General features: G+C 68.3%; 12 protein-coding genes. 3 read left to right on the top strand and 9 right to left on the bottom strand.

What is annotated here, in order from left to right; all coding sequences use genetic code 11:
* Positions 1–5: 5 nt before the first annotated feature.
* Genes QO010_RS05800 through QO010_RS05785 form a run of 4 tightly spaced genes read right to left on the bottom strand, consistent with a single transcriptional unit; the run spans position 6 to position 3,450 of the window.
* On the bottom strand, positions 6–1,160 hold the full coding sequence (locus tag QO010_RS05800; protein WP_307347244.1) for an acyl-CoA dehydrogenase family protein: 1,155 nt from the start codon (positions 1,158–1,160) through the stop codon (positions 6–8).
* The gene (locus QO010_RS05795; protein ID WP_307347242.1) at positions 1,157–1,633 is read right to left on the bottom strand and encodes a GNAT family N-acetyltransferase; all 477 of its coding nucleotides are present in this window, start codon (positions 1,631–1,633) and stop codon (positions 1,157–1,159) included. The genes QO010_RS05800 and QO010_RS05795 overlap by 4 nt, the downstream gene beginning before the upstream one ends.
* Positions 1,634–2,428 (bottom strand): enoyl-CoA hydratase/isomerase family protein, encoded by a 795-nt coding sequence (locus QO010_RS05790; RefSeq protein WP_307347238.1) that lies wholly within the window; start codon positions 2,426–2,428, stop codon positions 1,634–1,636.
* Entirely contained in the window at positions 2,425–3,450 is a 1,026-nt protein-coding gene (locus QO010_RS05785; protein ID WP_307347236.1) for an NADP-dependent oxidoreductase, read from the bottom strand. Before QO010_RS05785 ends, QO010_RS05790 begins: the two co-directional genes overlap by 4 nt.
* Positions 3,451–3,659: 209 nt before the next feature.
* Between QO010_RS05785 and QO010_RS05780 the strand changes: the two genes are divergently transcribed.
* A complete protein-coding gene (locus QO010_RS05780) occupies positions 3,660–8,468 on the top strand; it encodes a beta strand repeat-containing protein (protein ID WP_307347235.1) in 4,809 nt (1,602 codons plus the stop codon).
* 13 nt (positions 8,469–8,481) lie between these two features.
* Here QO010_RS05780 and QO010_RS05775 read toward each other — a convergent pair whose 3' ends face one another.
* The 3 genes from QO010_RS05775 to QO010_RS05765 all read right to left on the bottom strand — a co-directional run bounded on the left by QO010_RS05775 (position 8,482) and on the right by QO010_RS05765 (position 15,193).
* Positions 8,482–11,289, bottom strand: a complete 2,808-nt coding sequence (locus QO010_RS05775; protein ID WP_307347233.1) for an FG-GAP-like repeat-containing protein — start codon at positions 11,287–11,289, stop codon at positions 8,482–8,484.
* 345 nt (positions 11,290–11,634) lie between these two features.
* Complete coding sequence (locus QO010_RS05770; protein WP_307347230.1) at positions 11,635–14,454, bottom strand: FG-GAP-like repeat-containing protein; 2,820 nt, start codon at positions 14,452–14,454, stop codon at positions 11,635–11,637.
* A gap of 127 nt (positions 14,455–14,581) precedes the next feature.
* Complete coding sequence (locus QO010_RS05765; RefSeq protein WP_307347227.1) at positions 14,582–15,193, bottom strand: TetR/AcrR family transcriptional regulator; 612 nt, start codon at positions 15,191–15,193, stop codon at positions 14,582–14,584.
* A gap of 215 nt (positions 15,194–15,408) precedes the next feature.
* Between QO010_RS05765 and QO010_RS05760 the strand changes: the two genes are divergently transcribed.
* A complete protein-coding gene (locus QO010_RS05760; protein WP_307347224.1) occupies positions 15,409–16,275 on the top strand; it encodes a phytanoyl-CoA dioxygenase family protein in 867 nt (288 codons plus the stop codon).
* A gap of 47 nt (positions 16,276–16,322) precedes the next feature.
* On the top strand, positions 16,323–16,979 hold the full coding sequence (locus QO010_RS05755; protein ID WP_307347221.1) for a hypothetical protein: 657 nt from the start codon (positions 16,323–16,325) through the stop codon (positions 16,977–16,979).
* Here the strand turns inward: QO010_RS05755 and QO010_RS05750 are convergent.
* Entirely contained in the window at positions 16,976–20,167 is a 3,192-nt protein-coding gene (locus tag QO010_RS05750; RefSeq protein ID WP_307347218.1) for a beta strand repeat-containing protein, read from the bottom strand. The two genes, QO010_RS05755 and QO010_RS05750, sit on opposite strands and share 4 nt — an antisense overlap.
* Positions 20,168–20,309: 142 nt before the next feature.
* Complete coding sequence (locus QO010_RS05745) at positions 20,310–23,429, bottom strand: hypothetical protein (RefSeq protein WP_307347216.1); 3,120 nt, start codon at positions 23,427–23,429, stop codon at positions 20,310–20,312.
* Between the last annotated feature and the right edge of the window lie 142 nt (positions 23,430–23,571).

Below are 23,571 nucleotides of genomic sequence, written 5' to 3'. Positions count from 1 at the left end.
AAGCTTTACCCCGGCAGCCGCAGCAGGGCGGCGATGTTGTTCTTCTGCATGTTCGACGAGCCCCCGACGATGGGCATGCCCAAGAGGTCGCGGACATGGCGCTCCATGTCATAGGCGTCGCTCATCGCATAGGCCCCCATGACCCGCTGGCAGATCAGGGCGATCTCCACGACCGTGTCGCCGATGAAGAGCTTGGCCATACTGGTTTCCACCGCGCAGGGCTGGCCGGCATCGGCCAGGCGCGCGGCGTGATAGAGCATGTGGCGGCAGGCTTCGAGCTTGGTCCTGGCCTCGACCAGGCTGTGGCGGACGGCCTGGTGGCCCGAGATGGGCTTGCCGAACTGCACGCGTTCCTGGGCGTAGGTCCAGGCTTCCTCGACCGCCGCCTGGGCGATGCCGAAGGCGCAGGCGGCGATCTCCAGCTTCTCGATATCCAGCGCCCGGCCGGCCAGCATCTTCCAGCCCTGGTTCCAGCGCTCGGTCCCCCCGACGATGGACGACAGCGGCAGGCGGACATCGTCGAAGAAGACGTCCGAGGAGAGGGTGTAGCGCAGGTTGGAATGCTCGATCGGGGCCAGGGTCACGCCCGCCGCCTTGGTCGGGACCAGCAGGAAGGAGAGGCCCTGCCGCGCCGGGGCGTCCGGGTCCGACCGGACCAGGCAGTAGATGTAGTCGGCGAAATCGGCCCCGGTGCACCAGCGCTTGGCGCCGTTGAGGATGACGGTGTCGCCCTCGATCCGGGCCCGGGTCTTCACCGCCGACAGGTCGCCGCCGACATCGGGTTCTGAAAGGCCATAAGCGAAGGTCAGCTCGCCCCTGGCCAGCCGGGGCAGCAGCTCCGCCTTCTGCTCGGGCGAGCCGTTCTCGCCGATGTTGAGGCCGCCATAGAAGGCGCAGTGGATGAAGGGGCCGGCCAGGAAGGCGCCCGCCCGGCAAAGCTCCTCGATGGCGGCGACGGCGGCCAGGATGTCCTGGCCAGAACCGCCGTATTCTTCGTCGATGGTCAGGCCGCAGAGGCCCAGCGCCGCCAGCTCATCAAAGAGCTCGCACGGGAAACTGTGGGTGCGGTCCCATTCGCGGCGCTTCTCGCGCGGCGCCTTCTCGGTGACGAAGCGGCGCAGCTGATCGCGCAGGGCGGTGACATGTTCGGGCTCGATCATGCCCCGATCTCCAGTCGCAGCCGCGGCAACTTCCTGCCGGGGACGGAGCCCGACGGGGCCAGCCCGTCGTCCCGCGCGCCCATGCGCCGGTAGAAATCGGCGGCGCCGGGATCGGACTCGATCACCATGTGGTCGGCGCCCCGCTCGGCGGCGGCGGCCGCGCACCAGTCGAACAGCAGCGCGCCCAGACCCTCGCCGATGGCCTCCGGCTCGACGAACAGCTTTTCCAGGCTGGCCTCGCGGTCCGTCACCGCCACCTGGGCCACCCCCGCCGGGCGGCCGGACAGTTCGGCGACGATGATGGCGTCGCGATCCAGCTCCTCGGGAGTCAGCGTCAATTCTCCCAGGCAGGCCGCCAGGAAGGCCGCGTCATAGCCCCACCAGGCCTTCGACCTCAGGCACAGGTCGCTGAGCGCCGCCAGCTCGTCGGGCTGGGGCGGACGCAGGCGGGCGAGGCGCGACAGGCCTGGCACTTACTCCCCCGTCAGCCTGGGCGGGCGCCGCTCGCGGAAGGCGTTGACCGCCTCGGCCCGGTCGGCGGTCATGTTCGACAGCATCTCATAGGCCACCGCCGCGTCACTGTTGGAGACGGCCAACTGCTTGAGGGCGATATTGGCCACGGTCTTGGTCCAGCGCACCGCCCAGCGGGGGTTGGCGAGGATCTTACCGGCGATCTCGGCGACCTTGGCGTCCAGCTGATCGGCGGGAACCGCATAGTTGATCAGCCCCATGCCGACCGCCTCGCGGGCGCCGATCAGCTCGCCGGTCATCAGCAGTTCCTTGGCCTTGGCGAAGCCGATCAGCTGCGGCCAGATCACCGCCCCGCCGTCGCCGGCCACCAGGCCCACCTTGACGTGGGGGTCGCCGATCCTGGCGTTCTCCTCGGCAATGATGACGTCGCACAGCAGGGCGATGGTCGCCCCCAGGCCCGCCGCCGCCCCGTTCATCCGGCAGATGATCGGCTTTTCCAGGTCCAGCAACGTGCCGACGATGCGTTTTGCGTCATGGGCGATGGCGCGGAACTTGGCGGGATTGGCGATCTGCTCGTCGAACCAGTCGAAGTCGCCCCCGGCGCAGAAGGCCCGGCCCTGGCCGGTCAGGACGATCAGGTCGCTGCCCTCATCGGCCTGCAGCTCGATGAACAGCCGCGCCAGCTCGTCATGCATGGCCGCATCGACCGCGTTGACCGCATTGCCGGTGATGGTGACCGTCAGAATCCGCCCGTCGCGGTCGAAGCGGAAGCGGCTGTAGTCCTGCAGCGGGGTCATGCCGGCTCCGGCGAGAGTTGGACCAGGCGGCGGCCGAAGTTCTCGCCTCGAAATAGGCCGCAGAAGGCTTCCGGCAATTTGTCGAACCCGTCGAAGGTCTCGATGGCGAACTTCAGCGAGCCCTCGGCGATCCAGTCGGCCATCTGGCTCTGGGCGGCGGCGAAGCCGCGGATGTCGTCGAACACCACCAGCCCCTCCATCCGCACCCGGTGGGTGATGAAGACGTCGGTGTGCCTGAGGCCCGGCCGCTCTTCGACCGGGGTGTTGTAGTCGGCGACCTGTCCCGAGACGACCACCCGGCCGCGCAGTTTCATCATCGGCAGCACCCGGTCGATCATGGCGTTGCCGACATTGTCGAACAGCACGTCGACACCCTCGGGACAGGCGGCGCGGATGGCCGCCGTCAGGTCGCTCTCTGCTTTGTAGTCCACCACCGCATCGAACCCGGCCTCGTCCTTCAGCCAGGCGCATTTCCTGGGACCGCCGGCCACGCCGACCACCCGCATGCCCAGCTTCTTGCCGATCTGCCCCGCCGTCGCCCCGACCGGGCCGGCGGCCGAGGTCACCAGCAGGGTCTCGCCCTCCTTGGCCTGGGCGACGCGGTTCAGGCCGAACCAGGCGGTCATGCCCGGCACCCCCAGCACCCCGATCCAGCAGCCCAGCGGCACGCGGCGGTCGACGATCTTCTGGAAATAGCCCCGGCCACTGGACAGCACATGCTCGCGCCAGCCGCCGCCGGTGGCGATCAGATCGCCCACCGCATAGTTCGGATGCCGGCTCTCGATGACCTCAGCGACCGAAAAGCCGTCGATGATCGCGCCCAGCGGGGTGGCGGCGCTGTAGCTGTCGCCGCCCGACAGGGTCGAGCGCATGCCCGGATCGACCGAAGCCCAGATGGTCCGAGCCAGGAACATGCCGTCCTCAACCGCCTGAAGGGGCGTCTCGGCGACGGCGAAATCGTCCGGAGACGGCGCGCCATCGACATGGCGCCGCAGCCCCCAGCTGCGGGTAGTCCCCGACACGTGCGCCTCCCTGGCGTCTGAGTTATTGAGCCGACCCTAAGCTGTTCGACCGCCGGAGGGAAACAGCCTGTCGCTTGCCATAGGTTCGCGACAACTTCGCGGTATTTGGCCCAGCCCCCTAATCGCCAATTGTCTTGGGGGTCGGCCTGTGGTGAATGCGGCCTGGGGGGCGGTCCTGTCGGATTTGCCAGTACGACAGGAGTAGAGTGATGGCCACGATCAATGGCACGTCGGGCGACGACGGTCTGGATGGCACCAACCAGGACGATATCATCAACGGCCTCGGCGGCGTCGATGTGCTGACCGGCTATGTCGGCGATGACATCCTCAATGGCGGCGACGATACCGACTATTTGTACGGCCATGCCGGCAAGGACGTCCTCAACGGCGACGCCGGCAACGATTTTCTGGTGGGCGACCTGGATGACGACACGCTGAACGGCGGCGCCGGCAACGACCTCATGGAGGGCGGCACGGGCATCGATACCGTCACCTATTTCGACGCCACGGGCGGAATCACCGTCAACCTGGCCCTGACCACGGCCCAGGTCACGGGCGGCAGCGGCACGGACACCCTCTTCAATATCGAGAACATCGTCGGGTCCGGCTTCAACGACACGCTCACCGGCACGAGCGGCGACAATCTGATGGTCGGCGGGGTCGGCAACGATGTGCTGAACGGCGCGGGCGGCAATGACCGCCTGGTCGGCGGCGTGGGCAACGACACCCTCAACGGCGGCGGCGGGATCGACATCGCCACCTACAGCGACGCCACGGCGGCGGTGATCGTCAACCTGACCCTTGGCGGGCAGCAGAACACCCTGGGCGGCGGGCTCGAGACCCTGATCGCCATCGAGAACCTGGAAGGCTCGGGCTTCAACGACACCCTGACGGGTGACGGCGGCGCCAACCTGCTGATCGGCCTGGCCGGGACCGACACTCTCAACGGGGGTGATGGGAACGACACACTGAAGGGCGGATTGGGCAATGACACCCTCTCGGGCGGGGCCGGAAGCGACACGGCCTCCTATGCGAACGCCACCGCCGGGGTCACCGTCAGCCTGCTGCTGCAAGGCGTGGCCCAGGATACCGGGGCCGAAGGCTCCGATGTCCTCACCGGGATCGAGAATCTGACCGGTTCGGACTATGGCGACACGCTGACCGGGGACGCCGGCGCCAACACCCTGCGCGGCGGATACGGGCTGGACACGCTGAACGGCGGCGATGGCAACGACCTGATCTATGCCTTTGCCGGTGTCGTCGACGGGGGCGCGGGTTCGGACACCGCCGCCTTCTTCCAGCATTTCGACGGCGTGACCGTCGATCTCAACCTGCAAGGCGCCGCGCAATATGTCGATGGCGCCATGCTGACCTTGATCGGCATGGAGAACCTGAGCGGCACCAGTGACGACGACACGCTCATTGGCGATGGCGGCGACAACGTCCTCTACGGCCAGTCCGGCTACGACACCCTGAGCGGCGGCGGCGGGAACGACACGCTATGGGGCGGGAGCGACGGTGACTCGATTGACGGCGGCGCTGGCTTCGATGTGGCCGAGTATTTCGGAGCCGAGGCCGGCGTGCATGTGAGCCTCATGCTGCAGGGCGACTATCAGATTATCGGCGAGAGCTACGAAAAGCTGGTCAGCATCGAGGGTCTGGACGGTTCGGACTTCGGCGATAGCTTGACCGGCGACGGCGGCGCCAACCGCCTGCGCGGCCTGGTGGGCGATGACGCGCTGCATGGCGGCCAGGGCGATGACGAACTGGAAGGCGGCGCCGGCAACGACGCCATCGACGGCGGCGAGGGCTCCGACACCGCCGCCTATCGCACCGCCACTGCCGGGGTCAGCGTCAGCCTGGCGCTGCAGGGCGCCGCCCAGGCCACCGGCGCCGAGGGTAGCGACACCCTGACCGGCATCGAAAACCTGGTCGGCTCCGCCTTCGCCGACACTCTGACCGGCGACGGAGCCGACAACCAGTTCACCGGGCTGGCCGGCGCCGACGCCATCGATGGCGGGGGCGGGACCGATACGGCGGTCTTCTCCGGGGCCCGGTCGGACTATGCGATCAGCGAGGCCGGCGGGGTCGTCACCATCACCGACACCCGCAGTGGCGCGCCCGACGGCAGCGATACTCTCACCCATATCGAAGCCTTCCGGTTCTCCGACGGGACCTTCACCCTGCAGGAGCTGATCGTCCATCCGATCACTCTGACAGCGGACATGCTGCAGGTGACCCGTGGCCAGGCCAGCTCGCTTTCGGCCGACGTGCTGCTGGCCAACGACGACGTCCAGCAGGGCGCGACCGTCCAGGGCGTCAGCAACGCCGTCGACGCCCAGGTGTCGCTGGTGGCCGGCCGGCTGGTGATCCTGGCGATGGGGCCAACGGCCTCATTCGACTACACCGTCATCGGACCCGACGGTCCCGCGACCGCCCATGTCACTGTGCAGACCGTGGCGACTACGGCCGGGGTCGATGTCGTGACGGCGAACGTCAACGCCGCGGCGGCCGACCTGCAGGGCCAGAACGGCAACGACACCCTGACCGGCGACGCCGGCGCCGACCACCTGGTCGGCGGCGCGGGCAACGACAGCCTGGCCGGCGGTCACGGCCGCGACCTGCTGGCCGGCGGCCTGGGCAATGACGCCTACAGGGTGGACGACGTCCATGCCGTCATCCTGGAACTGACCAACGAGGGGACGGACACTGTCTCCGCCAGCGTCGACTTCACCCTCGCCGACAACCTGGAAAAGCTCATTCTGCTGGACGGCGCCCTGCGGGGCACGGGCAACGCCGGAGCCAACACCATCGTCGGCAACGGGGCCGCCAACATTCTCGACGGCGGGTTGGGCGCCGACATCCTGCAGGGCGGCCTGGGCGACGACCTCTACTATGTCGATAACGCCGGGGACGTCGTCCAGGACACCGGCGGCGCCGACACCGTGCGCACCACGCTGAACGTCTACAAGCTGGCCACCGGGATCGAGACCCTGGTCTTCGAGGGGATCGGCAACTTCCAGGGGACCGGCTCCTCGGCCGCCAACACCATCATCGGCGGCAATGGCGATGACCGGCTGGATGGCGGCGGCGGCGGCGACACCCTGAAGGGGGGCCTGGGCGACGATGTCTATATCGTCACTCGCACCAACGACGTGGTCGTCGAACTGGCCGGCCAGGGCGCGGATCGGATCGACACCTCGGTGAGCTATGTGCTGGCGGGCGGGGTGGAGATCGAGACCCTGCGCGCCGTCGGAACCGTGGCCATCAACCTGACTGGCAACGCTCTGAACAACAGTCTCGAAGGCAACGCCGGAAACAACATCCTGGATGGCGGGGCCGGCTTCGACCAGATGGCCGGGGGCCTGGGCGACGACACCTATCTGGTCGATAACGCCTACGACACGGTCATCGAAGCCTCCGGCGGCGGCACGGACACGATCAAGACCACGATCGACATCCTGACGGCCGCGGCCTGGGTGGAGAACTTCGTGCTGCTGGGCTCGGCGCTCAAGGTGGTGGGCAATGCGCTCAACAACACCATCACCGGCAATGAGCAGGACAACATCCTCGACGGCGGGGCCGGCGCCGACGTTCTGAAGGGCGGCCTGGGCAACGACACCTACTATGTCGACAACGTCGGCGATGTGGTCAGCGACAGCGGTCCGGGCGTGGACACCGTCATCACCGGGCTCTCGGCCTACACCCTGACCAGCCAGGTGGAGAACCTGACCTACCAGGGCGGGTCCGGCGGCGGGACCTTCACCGGCAACAGCTCGGCCAACATCATGACCGGCGGCGATCAGGCGGACGGCCTGTCAGGCCTGGCCGGGGCCGACGTGCTGAACGGCGGCGACGGCGGCGATACGCTCGACGGCGGCGACGCCAACGACATTCTCAACGGCGGCGCGGGGCAGGACCACCTGATCGGCGGCGCGGGCGCCGACCTGCTCGATGGCGGCGCCGCGGCCGACCAGATGGAAGGCGGCGTCGGCAACGACATCTATGTCGTCAACGACGCCGGCGACCAGGTCGTCGAATTGACCGCCGGCGGCACGGATACGGTGCGAACCACGCTCGCCGCCTACACCCTGACCGACGCGGTCGAGATCCTGACGTTCGAGGGCGACGGAGATTTCGCGGGCACGGGCAACAGCCTGGGCAACACTCTTTTCGGCGGCGCGGGCGTCGACACCCTCAGCGGCCTCACCGGCAACGATGGCCTGTACGGCTACGAGGATAACGACGTCCTGATCGGCGGCGAGGGCGCCGACACCCTGGACGGCGGCGCCGGCGACGACCAGATGAGCGGTGGAATCGGCAACGACATCTACGTTGTGGACAGCGATGGCGACACCATCGCCGAACTGGCCGGCGGCGGCATCGACACCGTCTTGGCGCTGGGCGACCACTACACCCTGGGCGATCAGGTGGAGAACCTCACCCAGGGAGCCGCCAATTCCAGCTTCGCCGCGGTAGGCAACGGTCTGAACAACGTCATCGTCACCGGCGCCTACAACGACACCCTGGATGGCGACGCCGGCAACGACACCCTCCGTGGCGGCGGCGGCAACGACCAGATCTGGGGCGGCATGGGGCTGGACAAGCTCTATGGCGAAGCGGGCGACGACAGCCTGCATGGCGGCGACGGCAAGGACATCCTGGAAGGCGGAGCCGGCCGCGACATGCTCGAAGGCGGCCTGACCGGCGATACATTCGTGTTCGCCCTGGCCAGCGATTCAGGCGTCGGCGCCGCGGCCCGGGATACCATCATCGACTGGGACGCCAGCGACGTCATCGACCTGCACCAGATCGACGCCGACACCGTGACGGCGGGCAATCAGGACTTCGCCTTCATAGGATCGGCCGCATTCAGCCACACCGCCGGCGAGCTTCGCTGGAGTCTCGACGGGCTGGGCGTGCATGTCTACGGCGACACTGACGGCGATGGCGCTGCCGATTTCGAGGTTCTGATCCTCGGCAATCTGGCGATGAACAGCGCCGACTTCCTGCTGTAGGCGCCGCCGCCGGCTAGAGCGGCCAGCCTCCGCTGTCGCCGGTGACGTTGCCGCTGATCGTCATCCGGTAGTCGGCCCGGCCGTCGCCGTCGACATCGAGTTGCAGGGTGGTGACCCCGGCCGCGAAGCTCAGGGTCATTTCCGCTGCGTGGTGGGTGAAGCCGCCCACCAGGTGGAAGGCCTGGTCGCCCGCGGTGACGCTGTCGGCGTCAATGGCCGAGAGGTCCAGCCGGTCGCCCTGGCCGGCGATCAGGTCGTTGACGGTGTCGACCTCGATCGGCCCGCTGGTGCGGATCGAGGCCTGGGTGACCACGAAGGTGTCGAGCCCGCCGCCGCCGACCAGGATGTCATTGCCGGTCCCGCCGATCAGCGTGTCATTGCCCAGGCCCGCCTTGATGACGTCATCGCCGGCCCCGCCGTCGAGGCTGTTGGCGCCGCCGTTGCCGGTGAGGGCGTTGGCCAGGCCGTTGCCGGTGGCGTCGATATTGCCCGAGCCGTCCTGGATCAGGTTCTCGACATTGGCCGCCAGGGTGAAGTTGACGGTGGCGCGGACCAGGTCCGTTCCCTGGCCCGAGACCTCGACCGTCGTGTCGCCGGCATCGTCGACATAATAGGTATCGTCGCCCAGCCCCCCGGTCATCGCGTCGGCGCCCAGGCCGCCGGTCAGCACGTCATTGCCGTCGTTACCGGTGAGGGCATCGTTGTCCGCTCCGCCGTTCAGCTGGTCGTTGCCGACGCCGCCATCCATGGTGTCGGCGCCGATGCCGCCATCCAGGATGTCATTGCCCGAGCCGCCGGCCAGGACATCGTCCCCGTCGCCCCCGTCCAGCCGGTCGTTGTCCCCGCCGCCGTCCAGGCTGTCATTGCCATCCTGGCCCAGGAGCTGGTCGGCGCCGAGCCCGCCCAACACCATGTCGATCCCGCCCCCGGCCTTGATCAGGTCGTCGCCATCGCCGCCGTCGATCTGGTTGAGGCCGCCGTTGCCGGTGATGACGTTGGCCAGGCTGTTGCCGGTTCCGTCGATATCGCCCGAGCCGTCGAGGATCAGATTTTCCAGGTTGGCGCCCAGCGTCCAGTTCACCGTCGTATGGACGACGTCGCTGCCCTGGCCGCCGGCTTCCACCGTGGTGTCGCCGGCGTCGTCGACCAGGTAGGTGTCGTCGCCGCCGCCCCCGGTCATGGCGTCAGCCCCCGCGCCACCGTCCAGCCAGTCGCCGTTGTTGCCGCCGTCCAGACTGTCGGCGTCGTCGCCGCCATAGATGAAGTCGGCCCCATCGCCGCCGTTCAGCTGGTCGGCGCCGGCCAGGCCGTTGAGGGTGTCGTCGCCGCCCAGGCCCGACAACTGGTCGTTGCCGGCATCCCCGTTCAGGGTCTCGCCCGCCCCCGTGCCGCTGAGGATGATCGGCGAGGCTGGGGCGGTGTCCCACAGCACATAGACCGCGCCGGCGTCGTCCGCGCCGTGCCGGCTGGCGCTCAGCACCAGTTCGGCGGCGCCGTTGCCGTCCAGGTCGGCCAGCGTCAGGTTGAAGCCCAGCTGGTCGCCCGCCAGGCCGTCGATCACCGCCGAGGCGCCGACGAATCCGGCCCTCTGCCCCGGCGTTCCGTAGATCACATAGACCCGCCCGGCGCTGTAATTGTAGCCGGCGTCGCTGATCAGCACGTCGTCGAAGCCGTCGCCGTTGATGTCGCCGCCGCCAGCGACCCGGGCATTGAGGCCCGGCGGGTGGGCCAGCTGGGTCAGGTACTGGTTGACGCTGTGGTCATAGGGGTTGAGCACGATGTTGGCCGGCAGGCCGCTGGCCTGGCCATGGACCAGCATGAAGCCCGCCGTCCCCTCGGTGGTGACGACGATGTCGTCGAAACCATCGCCGTCGAAATCGCCGGCCGAGGTGACGCTGGCCCCGGCATTGGCGGAACCGGAGCCGCTGATCGTCACGCCGTTGGACCCATTGAGCGTGGTCACGTCGAAACTGCCGCTCCAGCCGGAGGCCTTGCCAAAAATCAGATAGGCCGCGCCGGAGTTGGTGAAGCCGACGTCGGCGGAGCTGGCGCCGATGACGATGTCGGCCAGGCCGTCACCGTTGAAGTCGCCGGCCGAGGCTGCCGAGATGCCGAGCAAGGCGGAGGACCCCGCCCCGTGGATCTCGAAGCCGTTGGTCCCATCCAGGTCGGCCAGGCTGAACGAGGCCGGCCGGGCGCCGGCGCTGCCGAACACCAGCCAGGCCGCCCCGGTGAAAACGCCGCCGCCGTCGCGATCGGCGAAGGGGGCGGAGATCAGGAAGTCGTTCACCCCGTCGCCGTTGAAATCACCCACGCCCTCGACCCCGAACCCGGAGGAGTCGCCCAGCTGAGCCCCGGTCATGGCAAAGCCGTTGGTCCCGTTCAGGCTGCCCAGGCTCATGCTGGCGGCCCAGCCGGAGGCCTTGCCGTAGACGACGTAGGTGGCCCCCGCCCCGATGCCGGTGGCCCCGATGATCACGTCCGCCAGGCCGTCGTCGTTGACGTCCTCGACCGCCACGGCGGCGCCGGCCCGGCCGTAGGCCGTCGGCCCCGTCAGCCGGAAACCGTTGGTTCCATCCAGGGCGTTGAGCGAGACGGGCGGCGGCGTGCTGCCGCCCCGGCCGAAAACCACATAGACCGCGCCGGAATAGGTCCCGCTCGGGTCGGCCCCGCTGGCCCCGACCACGAAGTCCATGAAACCGTCGCCGTTGACATCCCCGGCCGCCGCCACGGACGTGCCGGCATAGTCGGACGCGGCGACACCGGTGACGAGATAGCCGGCGTCAGGGGACAGCGTCCCCAGATCGGATGGCAACGGCATGGTTCCGCCCTCCCCAATTCGGGTTTTCGGGAAGCTGCCGTCAGATTTTCACGGGCTCAACAAAACGGCCGAAAAACGCAGGCTTCAATTTTTTCGGGGAACGCCGTTAGAGCAGATGCACAGGAGTATTGACGGTTTGGCCGGGAGCCCCTCCATCAGGCGGCACGCTCGCCCCCCAACTTCCCGGTCCATCCTGGCGAAGGCCAGGATCCATGCGGGACCGGCCACCCTGCCCGCACCTCTTCAGGACCCTCCGCTTGGGCCCTGACCTTCGCCAGGGATCTCGGGGGAGTAGGGGGCAGCGCCGCGGCGAATTCAAACAGTCAAAATCTCTGTGCAGAGTTGCTAAAGCAGCCAGCCGCCGCTGTCGCCGGTGACATTGCCGCTGATCATCATGCGGTAGTCGGCCCGGCCGTCGCCGTCGACGTCGAGCTGCAGGGTGGTCGTTCCGCCAGCGACCGTCAGCGTCAGTTCTCCGGCGTGATGGGTAAAGCCGCCCACCAGGTGGAAGGCCTGGTCGCCCGCGGTGAGGCTGTCGGCGTCGATGGCCGAGAGGTCGAGTTTGTCGCCTTGCCCGGCGATCAGGTCGTTGACCGTGTCGACCTCGATCGGCCCGCTGGTGTGGATCGAGGCCTGGGTCACCACGAAGATGTCCAACCCGCCGCCGCCGACCAGGATATCCGCCCCAGTCCCGCCGATCAGGATGTCGTTGCCCAGCCCCGCCTTGATCACGTCGTCGCCCGCACCGCCGTCCAGGGTGTTGGCCCCGCCGTTGCCCATCAGGGTGTTGGCCGAACCGTTGCCGGTCCCGTCGATATTGGCCGAGCCATCCTGGATCAGGGTCTCGATATTGGCGGCCAGGGTCCAGGTCAGGCCGGCATGGACCGTGTCGGCGCCCTGGCCGGACGCCTCGGTCGTCGTGTCGCCGGCGTCGTCGACGTAGTAGGTGTCGTCGCCCAACCCGCCGGTCATGGCGTCTGCCCCCAGGCCGCCCGTCAGCACGTCGTTGCCGTCGCCGCCGGTGAGCGCATCGTTCTCCGTCCCGCCGTTCAGCTGGTCGTTGCCGATCCCGCCATCCAGGCTGTCGACGCCCGCGCCGCCGTCCAGAATGTCATTGTCCGAGCCGCCGGCCAGGACATCGTCGCCATTGCCGCCGTCCAGCCGGTCGGCGCCCACGCCCCCGTCCAGGCTGTCATTGCCGTCCTGGCCCAGCAGTTGGTCGGCGCCCAGCCCGCCCGACACCATGTCGATGCCGCCCCCGGCCTTGATCAGGTCGTCGCCGTCCCCGCCGTCGATCTGGTTGAAGCCGCTGTTGCCGGTGATGACGTTGGCCAGCGCATTGCCGGTCCCGTCCATGTCGCCCGACCCTTCGAGGATCAGGGTCTCGATATTGGCGCCAAGGACCCAGCTGATCGTGGCCCGCACGACATCGTTGCCTTCGCCGCCGCTCTCCGTCGTCGTGTCGCCGGCGTCGTCGACATAGTAGGTGTCGTCGCCCGTCCCGCCGGTCATGGCGTCCGCGCCCGCCCCGCCGTCCAGCGTGTCGCCGCCGTCATCGCCGTTCAGGGTGTCGTTGGCGCCATAGCCGTAGAGAATGTCGGCCCCGCCGCCGCCCGACAGATTGTCCGAGGCCGCCGCGCCGTACGAGGTCTCCGCCCCCGCGCCGCCGTTGAAGGCGATCGGCGGCGAGGGCGCGTAGAGGATGTAGGCGCCGCCCTGCGCGCCGTTGGTCTGGGTCAACGTATAGGCGCCGACCAGGATGTCGGGCCGGCCATCGCCATTGGCGTCGCCGGCCGAGGACACGGAAATGCCCAACGAGCTGTAGGCGCCGCCGCTGATCTTGTAGCCGTTGGACACACTCAAGGCGCCCAGGCTGAGCGAGGCGCTGAACCCGCCGCCATGGCCATAGACCACATAGGCCGCGCCGCTGAGCTGGCCATAGGCGTCGCGGCCATTGCGGGCGCCGACGATCAGGTCGTCATAGCCGTCGCCATTGACGTCGCCCAGGCTGGAAACCGAGGTTCCGGCAGCGTCCCACACCGCCGCGCCGGTGAGACGGAAGCCGTTGGTCCCGTCCAGGGCGTTGATGTCGATGCTGGCCCCGAATCCGCCGGCCTTGCCGAACACCACATAGACCGCGCCGGCATTGTAGCCCCCGACACCGGAATAGCGGGCCCCGACGATGACGTCATCGAAGCCGTCGCCATTGATATCGCCGCCCGAAGCCACCGAAATCCCGCCCTGGTCCCCCGGGCTGAACCCGGTAACCGCAAAGCCGGTGGTCCCGTCGAGGCTGGACAGGTCGACGTCCGTAGCCGTCCCGCCGTGGCCAAAGACGACGTAGGCCGCACCCGCCTGGCCGCCCGTCAGCCGGGCGCCGATGATCACGTCGCTGAAGCCGTCGTTGTTGACATCGCCGTACGACAGCGAAGACCCGATCGCGTTTCCGGCGCCGACGCCATGGATCTGGAAGCCCGCGACCGAGCCGCCGACCGCGTCCAGGCCGGCCGAGGCGGAAAAGCCGCCGCCGCTCTGGCCGAAGACGACATAGGCCGCGCCGGCGTTGTAGCCCGTCGTGTCGTTGCGCGGGCTGGCGACGACGAAATCGGCGACGCCGTCGCCGTTGACGTCGCCGGCCGCCGAGACCGCGAACCCGCCGTTGTCGTCCCCCGTCGCCCCGGTCAACCGGAAGCCGTTGCCGCCGTTCAGGCTGGCCAGGTCGAAGTTGGCGCTGAAGGGACCGGCATGGCCGAAGATCACATAGGCCGACCCGGAGTAGCCGCCGTTGTCGTCGGCATAGGGCGCGCCCAGGACCATGTCGTCGAAGCCGTCGCCATTGATGTCGCCGATCCCCGAAACCTGGAAGCCGGAGAAGTCGTTCGCGTGCAGGCCCTCGATGATGAAGCCGTTGGTCCCGTTCAGCGCATCGAGATGCAGCAGGGACGGGGCGACGCCGCGCTGGCCGAACACCACGTAGGTCGTTCCGAAATTGGAGCCATTGTGCGTTCCCGTCGCCGAGACGATGAAGTCGTCGATCCCATCGCCGTTGATGTCGCCGGCCGAGGCGACGTCCGTGCCGAGTCGGGCGTTGTTCTCGGCCGGGCCGATCATGGCAAAGCCGTTCTCGCCGTCGAGCGTACCGACGTTGACCACCGCACTGGGCATGACTGAGGACCTCCCGCTCCGACCCAGAATGGGTCACCCGCACTCATTGCGGGGAGGTTTTCAACGCGGAGGCCGACGGCGCAACGAAACGGCTGAAAAACGCAGGCTTCAATTTTCTGGTCCCGCCCTAGCGGCCGGGCCGGTAGCCTTCCATAAAGAGCCGCACCGCCTCGGCGCAGTAGGGCTCGGATTCATGCAACGGCGAAGCCTGGTCACCCTGCAGCATCGAGATGGTCAGGGTCACATGCTCGATCATCCCCTCGAACAACCGCGAGGCGATGCCGATGTCGTCGATGCGCAGTTCGCCCTCGGCCACCAGGGTCTCGAGCAGTCGCCGCAGCCGCGCGCCCAGCAGGTTGTGGGCGTCGCGATAGAGATGGGCGCCCAGGTCCGGCCGCAGGTTGGTCTCGGCGCTGACGATGCGGTAGGCGGCGCGCAGTTCCGGGTCGGCCATGAAGCGGAAATAGACCCGGGCGAAGGCCATCAGCCGCGTTCGGCCATCGCCTTTCACATGGCCGACCCCGGCGAACAGGTTCTCGTAGCGGCCTAGCGTGGTGGTAATAAAGGCGTCGAACAACGCCTGCTTGTGTTCGAAATGGGCGTAGACGGTGGCGCTGGAGACCCGCGCCTCCTTGGCCACCAGGTCCATCGTGGCCCGGCTGAAGCCCTTGGCCATGAACACCTCGCGCGCGGCGGCGAGAATCTTGCCGCGCCGCGCCTCGTGCAGTTCCTCACGCATGACAGCGACTCGACCGGATCCGACCCCCAAAAGGCTGACGGCTTGGACGACCGTCAGGCGCTGGGGACGCTAGGGGGCGCACCCCTCGCAAGCAACCCATTTTGGGTGAAGTTTCCCCGAAATGGGGATGGACAAATCGCCGCGCGAGACGGGTTTGGAGGCGCGCCGTTTCGTTGCACAATGGCGCCGTTGGCCCCGGGCGGGAGAGGTGGGCGATGGACGGCGATTTCCGGACGACCGACGCTCTGGCGCCCTGGCTGGGCGGCCAGTCGTTCGCGGCGCTCAAGGCGCGGTATGACGCCGAGGGCTACCTGATCTTCGAGCGGGTCCTGACCCCCGGGCAGATCGCGGCGCTCAAGGCCGCCCTGGCCCCGTATCTCGACGGCGGCAAGACGGGCCGCAACAATTTCGAGGGCTACTCGACCAACCGCGTCTACGCCCTGCTCGCCAAGTCGCCGCTGTTCGCGGACCTGGCCATCCATCCGCTGGCCCTGGCCTTCGCCGAGGCGGAACTGGGCCCCAGCTGCCTGCTCTCGGCGTGCCTCGCCATCAACCTGCATCCCGGCGAGACGGTGCAGCCCTGGCATTACGACGACTCCGTCGGCGTTCCCCGACCGCGCGCCGCCTATGGCCTGTCGGCCTTCTGGGCCCTGGACGACACCACCGAGCTCAACGGCGCCACCGAGATCATTCCGGGCAGCCATCTGTGGGGCGAGGACCGCATCGCCGGCGCCATCAGCCCCGACGACTTCAGCAAGACCGCGCCCAGCCCGCACGACGACCCCGGCGCCCATCCGGGTACGGCCAAGCTGGTCATGCCCGCCGGCTCGCTGGCCATCGCCAAGGGCACGCTCTGGCACCGGGGCGGGGCCAACCGCTCCGACGCCCCGCGCCTGATCATTACCCCTCAATACTGCGCCGGCTGGGCGCGGCAGCTGGAGAACATGGTGCTGGCCGTGCCGCCGCAGATCGTCGCCGCGCTGCCCGAGCGGGCGCAGGAACTGATCGGCTATTCGATCCACCCGGCCTTCATGGGCTATGTCGACGGCGTGCACCCCAAGCGTGGCCTGCCGTCGCGCTGAGCGTGCGTGCAATTTCGCCATGATCCGGGATCGACTATGACCCCCACATGCGCCGCCTGATCCTGATTGCCGCCCTGACCGTTCTCGCCGCCGGCCCCGCGCTGGCCCAGGACGCGCCGGCCGATCCCGGCCAGGATCGCGGCATGGCCGAAAAGCGCCCCAACCTGCGTGACGCGGTGACCGCGCCGCTGGACGATCTGAACCTTAAGCATATCGACATCCCCGATGTGCTGACGCGCGCCACCGCCGGGCCCTATGACATGGAGGGCCTGACCCGCTGCGAGGCCATCGCCGGCGAGGTCGGCCGGCTGAACGAGGCGCTGGGTCCGGACCTGGACGAACCGCCGCCGCCCGACAGGCGCACCAGGGGCCAGAAGGTCAAGCAGGCGGCCGGCGACGCCGCCGTGGGCGCCATCGGTGACAAGACCCGCAGCCTGCTGCCGTTCCGCGGCTGGATCCGCAAGCTCACCGGGGCCGAGCGCCGCGACAAGCGGGTCGCCGCCGCCATCCAGGCCGGCAAGATCCGCCGTGGCTATCTCAAGGGCGCCGGCATGCGCATGAACTGCGCACCGCCCGCCGCGCCCAGCTGGTTCGTGCCCAAGGGCGAGACCCCAGGTAAGGGCAACGGGGGCGGCGGCTTCCTGGCCTGGCTGGGCGGCGTGTGGGCGGCCATCGTCGGCTGGGTGAAGGGGCTGTTCGGCTAGAGAATCCAGCCGCCGCTGTCGAGCCGGACGTCGCCGGTGATCTTCATGCGGTAGTCGGTGTTGCCGTCGCCGTCGACGTCCAGCTGCAGGGTGGTGACGCCGCCCGCGAAGCTTAGGGTCATCTCGCCGGCATGGCTGGTGAAGCCGGCCACCAGGTGGAAGGCCTGGTCGCCCGCCGTGCTGGCGTCGGCGTCGATGGCCGAGAGGTCCAGCCTGTCGCCCTGGCCGGCGGTCAGGTCGTTGATCGTGTCGACCTCCAGCGTTCCGCCCAGATGGCTCTGGCGCACCGACTCCTGGCGCACCACGAAGGTGTCGGCCCCCGCCCCACCGACCAGGATGTCGGCCCCCGTTCCGCCGATGATGATGTCGTTGCCGCCCAGGCCCTTGAGGATGTCGTCGCCGCCCTGGCCGTCGAGGCTGTTATTGCCGCCATTGCCGGTCATGGTGTTGACCAGGGCGTTGCCGGTCCCGTCGATATTACTGGAACCGTCCAGGATCAGGTTTTCGATATTGGCCGACAGGGTGAAGCTGGCCGTCGTGCGGACGATGTCCGTGCCACCGCCCACACTGTCGACCGCCGTATCTCCGGTGTCGTCGACATAGAAGGTGTCGTCGCCCAGGCCGCCGGACATGGCGTCTGCCCCGGTCCCGCCGTCCAGCACGTCGTTGCCGTCGCCGCCGTTCAGGATGTCGGTCCCCGCCCCGCCGGTCAGCTGATCGGCCCCCGTGCCGCCGTTCAGGGTGTCGTTGTCGGTCCCGCCGTCCAGCTGGTCATTGCCCGAGCCCCCGTAGAGGGTGTCGTCGCCGATGCCGCCGTTGAGGATGTCGTTGTCCCCCGCCCCGTCCATGTCGTCGGTCCCGTTGCCGCCGACCAGCATGTCGTCGCCGTTGCCGCCGATCAGGCTGTCGTTGCCGTCCCCGCCCTTGATGATGTCGTCGCCGTCCATGCCGTTCAGCGTGTTGGCGCCGCCGTTGCCGGTCAGCAGGTTGGCCGAGGTGTTGCCGGTCCCGTTGGTGTCGCCGGACCCGTCCAGGATCAGGGTCTCGAGGTTGGCCGCCAGGACCCAGCTGATCGTGGCGCGCACCACGTCCGAGCCGCCGCCGCCCGTCTCGATGGTCGTGTCCCCGGCGTCGTCGACATAGTAGGTGTCGTCGCCCGAACCGCCGCTCATGGCGTCGGCCCCGATCCCGCCGTCCAGCAGGTCGCCATTGGCCCCGCCGTCGAGGGTATCCCCGCCATCGCCGCCATAGAGCAGGTCGGCGCCATTGCCGCCGATCAGGCTGTCGATCCCCGCTCCGCCGTTCAGGGTGTCGGCGCCATCGCCGCCGTCCAGCCTGTTGGCCCCGCCGTTGCCGGTGATGACGTTGGCGTCGCCGTTGCCCGCACCATCGATGTCGCCGGAGCCCTCCAGGATCAGCTGATCCAGATTGGCCGCCAGCGTCCAGCTGATCGCCGCCCGGACGGTGTCATAGCCTTCGCCGCTGTTCTCCGCGGTCGTGTCGCCGCCGTCGTCGACATAGAAGGTATCGTCGCCTGCCCCGCCGGTCATGGCGTCGGCGCCGGTCCCGCCGTCGATGATGTCGTTGCCCGTCCCACCATCCAGCTGGTCATTGCCGGCGCCGCCGTCGATGGTGTCGTTACCGTCGCCGCCCGAGAGCACGTCGGCCAGATTGCCGCCGGTCTGGACGTCGTCGCCAGAGCCGCCGGTCAGGTGAATCGAGGCGGGCGGCGGGGTGGCCAGATAGACCCAGACCCCGCCGCTGTTGAAGCCGCCCGGGTCGGCGACCGCCGTGCCGAAGACAAGGTCGCGGGCGCCGTCGCCGTTGACATCGGCCGAGGCCAGCGCCTGGGCAAAGATGTCATTGCCGGCGGCGCCATCAAGCCGAAACCCGTCTCCCGCGTCCACCATGGTCGTCAGGTCGACGCTCGCGCCGAGGTTGGCCTTGCCGTAGATGACAAACACCGACCCGCTTGAGTTGCGGTAATTGTAGCCGGCGAGGATCTCCGACACCATGAAGTCGTCGAAGCCGTCGCCGTTGATGTCGCCGACGCCGACGCCGTTCATGGCGGCATTCGTCCCGGCCGGCCCGATGATGCGGACGCCATCGGCGCTGGTGATCGTCGCCAGGTCGATCTCGGCGCTGAAGCCCGACGCCTTGCCATAGAGCAGGACCGCGCCCTGGTTCGCCCCCTGGCTGGACGGCATGATGAGGATGTCGTCGTAGCCGTCGCCGTTGACGTCCCCCGCCGAGGCGATCTGGGTCCCGGCCTGTTGAAGCGCCGCGCCGGTGAAGTGGAAACCGTTGGTTCCATTCAGGCTGGGCAGGGCGATGGTCTGGGCGAAGCCGGCCGCCGTGCCGAACACCACATAGCCGCCACCGCTGCGATTGACGCCGCCGACAATACCCGTCGATCCCGCGCCGATCAGCAGATCGCTGATCCCGTCGCCATTGACGTCGGCCACCGAGAGAGAGCCCCCCGTCCCTTCCAGGAAACTGCCGCCGTCCAGCCGGAAGTAGGTCCCGGGGGTCAGGCTGGCCAGATTGAGGTTGGCGCCGAACCCGGCCTGGGTTCCGAAGAACACATAGGTCGAGCCGGACAGATTGGCCCCGCCGAGGGCTGAATTGTGGGCGTTGACCATGAAGTCGTCGATGCCGTCATGATTGACATCACCGGCCGAGGACACCGCCCAGCCCGTGCCGGAATTGAACCCGCCGGTGATCGAGAACCCGTCCGCCCCGGTCAGGTTGGCGGGATTCAGCGTGGCGCTGAACGCGCCGGCATGGCCGTAGATGACATAGGCCTTCTGGTAGGCCCCACCCCCGGTCGCCCCGATGATCAGGTCATCGACGCCATCGCCGTTGACGTCGCCGGCGCCGGCGATCGCCACACCGAGGCCGTCGTAGGCGACGCCGGTGGCGATCAGGAAGCCGTCGGTCCCATCCAGCGTCGAGATGTCGAGGTTGGCGGCGAACCCGCCGGCCTTGCCGAACACCACATAGACCTTGGCGACCCCGTTCACGGGCGTCGAGGAAACGATCAGGTCCTCATAACCGTCGCCGTTGACGTCCCCCGCCGAGGCGACGAGCGATCCGACCTGGGCGTCGGCCGCCGGGCCGCTCAGTTCGAAACCGTTCGTCCCGTCGAGTGTCCCGATATCGATGGTGCTCGGATAGGTTATCGGCATGGCTGGTCCCCCTTGGACGCCGCCGCTACCGTTGGATGGGCCCGCCCGGCCCCATCGAGCCTCAAAAGCCGATCGGCCGGGAGTGGACTAATTTGTCACGACTTTTGCGTGCATCGCCGATGCCGCACTGGTTGCGCCTGACTCAAAGCACCCACCCGCCGCTATCCAGATGCACGTCGCCGGTGATCTTCATCCGATAGTCGGCGGTCCCGTCGCCATCCACGTCGAGCGACAGCGTGGTGATCCCGCCCGAGAAACCCAGCACCATTTCACCGGCGTGGCTGGTGAAGCCGGCGACCAGATGGAAGGCCTGGTCCCCGGCCGTACTGCTGTCGGCGTCAATGGCCGACAGGTCGATCTTGTCGCCCTGGGCCGTGGTCAGGTCGTTGACCGTGTCGATCTCCAGCGTTCCGCCCAGGTGGCTCTGCCGCACCGACTCCTGCCGCACGAGAAAAGTGTCGGCCCCGGCCCCGCCGACCAGGATGTCGGACCCCGTTCCACCGATCAGGACGTCGTTGCCATTGAAGCCCTTGATGACATCGTCGCCCACGGCCCCGTCCAGGGTGTTGGCGCCGCCGTTGCCGTTGAGGTTGTTGACCAGGCTGTTGCCGGTCCCGTTGATGTCGCCGACACCGTCCAGGACGAGAGTCTCGGTATTGGCCGCCAGGGTCCAGTTTATGACGGTGTGGACGATGTCGTTGCCCTCGCCAGCCGCCTCGATGGTCGTGTCGCCGGGGTCATCGACATAATAGATGTCGTCGCCCAGCTCGCCGCTCATGGTGTCAGGGCCTGCGCCCCCGTCCATCACGTCATTGCCCTCCCTGCCATACAGGCCATCGACGCCGGCCCCGCCGTTGAGCTGGTCGTTGCCCGCATCAGCAATAAGGAAGTCGTTGCCGTCTCCTCCGTTCAGGGTGTCGTTCCCAGTGCCGGCGTAGATGACGTCATTGCCGGCGTCGCCGTTCAGGACATCGTTGCCGGCGTCGCCTTGCGCCAGGTCGCTGCCGTCGCCGCCATACAGAATGTCGTCGCCGTCGCCGCCATACAGGGCATCGCCGCCCAGCCCGCCCTTGAGGGTGTCATTGCCGCCGCCACCCTCCAGCAGGTTGTCGCCGCTGTTGCCGACCATGAGGTTGTCCAGGCCGTTGCCCGTGCCGGTGATGCTCCCCGATCCGTCCAGGATCAGGCGCTCGATATTGTCGCCGAGGGTCCAGTTGATGAAGGTGCGGACCACGTCGTTGCCCTCGCCCGAAAGTTCGATGGTGGTGTCACTGGCGTCGTCGACGACATAGGTGTCGTCGCCCGTCCCGCCGGTCATGGCGTCGGTCCCCAGCCCGCCGTCCAGCCAGTCGCCCTCCGTGCCGCCCGAGAGGGTGTCGTCGCCCGCCTGGCCGTAGAGGATGTCCTTGCCGGCCCCGCCGATCAGGCTGTCGAAGCCATCGCCGGCATAGATGATGTCATTGCCGCCGGCTCCGTTCAGGGTGTTGGCCCCGCTGTTGCCGGTCAGGCTATTGGCGTCGCCATTGCCGGTCCCGTTGGTGTCGCCCGAGCCGTCGAGGATCAGCGCCTCGATATTGGCCGCCAGCGTCCAGTTCAGGGTCGAGCGGATGGTGTCGTAGCCCTCGCCGCTGTTTTCGTTCGTCGCATCGCCGGCGTCGTCGACATAGAAGGTATCGTCGCCCGTCCCGCCGGTCATGGCGTCGGCCCCGGTCCCGCCGTTCATCACGTCATCGCCGATGCCGCCGTTCAGGACGTCGATCCCGGCCAGGCCGTTCAGGGTGTCGTTGCCGTCGCCGCCCGACAGGCTGTCGCCGCCCGCCCCGCCGCTGGTGACATCGTCGCCTCCGGTGCCGGCCGAGGTGATCGAGCTGGCATGGCCGAAGATGATGTAGGCCGCGCCCTTGGCTATCCCGCCGTCGACCGCGTTGTAGAAGCCCACAGCCAGATCGCTGAAGCCGTCGCCGTTGAAGTCGCCCGCGGCGATCGAATTGCCGGCGCCGGCGATCTTGAAGCCATTGGTTCCGTCCAGCGTGCTCACGTCGAGGGTGACGCCAAAGCCTCCCGACCGGCCGAAGATGACATAGCTGTCTCCGGGCTGGCCGGGGCTTGGGATCGGCGTCGAGACGATGAGGTCGCCGATCCCGTCGCCGTTGACATCCCCGGCCGAGGCCACGCGATTGCCGCCGGCTGTGATCCCAAACCCGTTGCTGCCGTTCAGGCTGGTGATGTTGATCGTGCTGGCGAACCCGCCGCTGGACCCGAACACCACATAGCTGACGCCGGACCCCGAGATGGCGATGTCGGCGATATGGTCGCCGTTGATGTCCCCGATCCCCGCCACCGAAGAGCCCGAGCGGCTGAAGTTGGGCCCCAGCACGCGAAAGCCGTTCGAGCCGTTCAGACTGGTGACGTCGAAGCTGCCCGAGGCGCCCAAGGTCGCGCCGCCGAAGATCACATAGGCCGCGCCGTTCTGGTTGGGCCCGCCGATCGGCGCCCCGACGATCAGGTCGGCCTTGCCGTCGTTGTTGACGTCGCCGGCCCCGGAGACGGACCAGCCCAGATAGTCGAAGGCGCTGACCCCGGCGATGTTGAAGCCGTTGGTCCCGTTCAGGGCGGTCGAGAACAGCAGCGAGCCAACGCCGCCGGCCTTGCCGAACACCACATAGGCCGCGCCTGGGCCGGCGTGGTTCCTGTGCGGCACGCCCACGATGACGTCGCCAAAACCGTCACCGTTGAGGTCGCCGGCGCCCGAAACCGAGAAGCCGTTGTAGCTGTAGGTCGCCGAGGCCCCCAGGACGCCGCCGTTGGCGCCGTTCAGCGAGTTCAGGTTGAAGCTCGAGCCCCAGCCGCCGGTATGGCCCATGACCAGGTAGCCGGCCCCCGTTTGCGTCCCGGCGTCGGGCGCGCCGAGCAGGAAGTCGGTGACCCCGTCGCCGTTGACGTCTCCGGCCGAGGCGACCGAAAAGCCCAGGGAGTTGAAGAAGTCCTGGCCGCCGATCGTGAAGCCGTTGGCGCCGCCGATGGTCCCCAGGCTGGTCGAGACGCCCCAGCCGCTGCTCTTGCCGAAGATGACGTAGGCCGTCCCGGTCGAGAACCCGAGCTGGCCGGTATTGGGCGCCCCGACGATCAGGTCGGCGATGCCGTCGCCGTTGACGTCGGCGAAAGCCACTGAAAAGCCGGCGTTGCCGCTGGCCCCGACGAAGGTGGTTCCGGTCGTCCCGTCCAGGGTGGTGACATCGATGACGGCGGCAAAATCGGTCATAAGCGGCGCTCCAGGGTCGCTCAGATCCCCCTGACCCGCACCGCCCGGCCACAACGGACGCGAAATACCGCCCCGCCGCGAGTGGACTAATTTAACACTACTTTATCGCGCGTTTCTCAAAATGCTTTCATAGAGGGTATTC

This window comes from Caulobacter ginsengisoli (assembly GCF_030814835.1).
GTDB classification, from domain to species: domain Bacteria; phylum Pseudomonadota; class Alphaproteobacteria; order Caulobacterales; family Caulobacteraceae; genus Caulobacter; species Caulobacter ginsengisoli.
The sequence above is the reverse complement of the archived record's forward strand: the minus strand, read 5'-3'. Positions and strand labels throughout refer to the sequence as shown.

Bases quoted from the DNA above. Each gene is read 5' to 3' on its own strand.
- QO010_RS05800 (WP_307347244.1), bottom strand. From the start codon at position 1,160: ATGATCGAGCCCGAACATGTCACCGCCCTGCGCGATCAGCTGCGCCGC.
- QO010_RS05790 (WP_307347238.1), bottom strand. From the start codon at position 2,428: ATGACCCCGCTGCAGGACTACAGCCGCTTCCGCTTCGACCGCGACGGG.
- QO010_RS05780 (WP_307347235.1), top strand. From the start codon at position 3,660: ATGGCCACGATCAATGGCACGTCGGGCGACGACGGTCTGGATGGCACC.
- QO010_RS05775 (WP_307347233.1), bottom strand. From the start codon at position 11,289: ATGCCGTTGCCATCCGATCTGGGGACGCTGTCCCCTGACGCCGGCTAT.
- QO010_RS05770 (WP_307347230.1), bottom strand. From the start codon at position 14,454: ATGCCCAGTGCGGTGGTCAACGTCGGTACGCTCGACGGCGAGAACGGC.
- QO010_RS05765 (WP_307347227.1), bottom strand. From the start codon at position 15,193: ATGCGTGAGGAACTGCACGAGGCGCGGCGCGGCAAGATTCTCGCCGCC.
- QO010_RS05760 (WP_307347224.1), top strand. From the start codon at position 15,409: ATGGACGGCGATTTCCGGACGACCGACGCTCTGGCGCCCTGGCTGGGC.
- QO010_RS05755 (WP_307347221.1), top strand. From the start codon at position 16,323: ATGCGCCGCCTGATCCTGATTGCCGCCCTGACCGTTCTCGCCGCCGGC.
- QO010_RS05750 (WP_307347218.1), bottom strand. From the start codon at position 20,167: ATGCCGATAACCTATCCGAGCACCATCGATATCGGGACACTCGACGGG.
- QO010_RS05745 (WP_307347216.1), bottom strand. From the start codon at position 23,429: ATGACCGATTTTGCCGCCGTCATCGATGTCACCACCCTGGACGGGACG.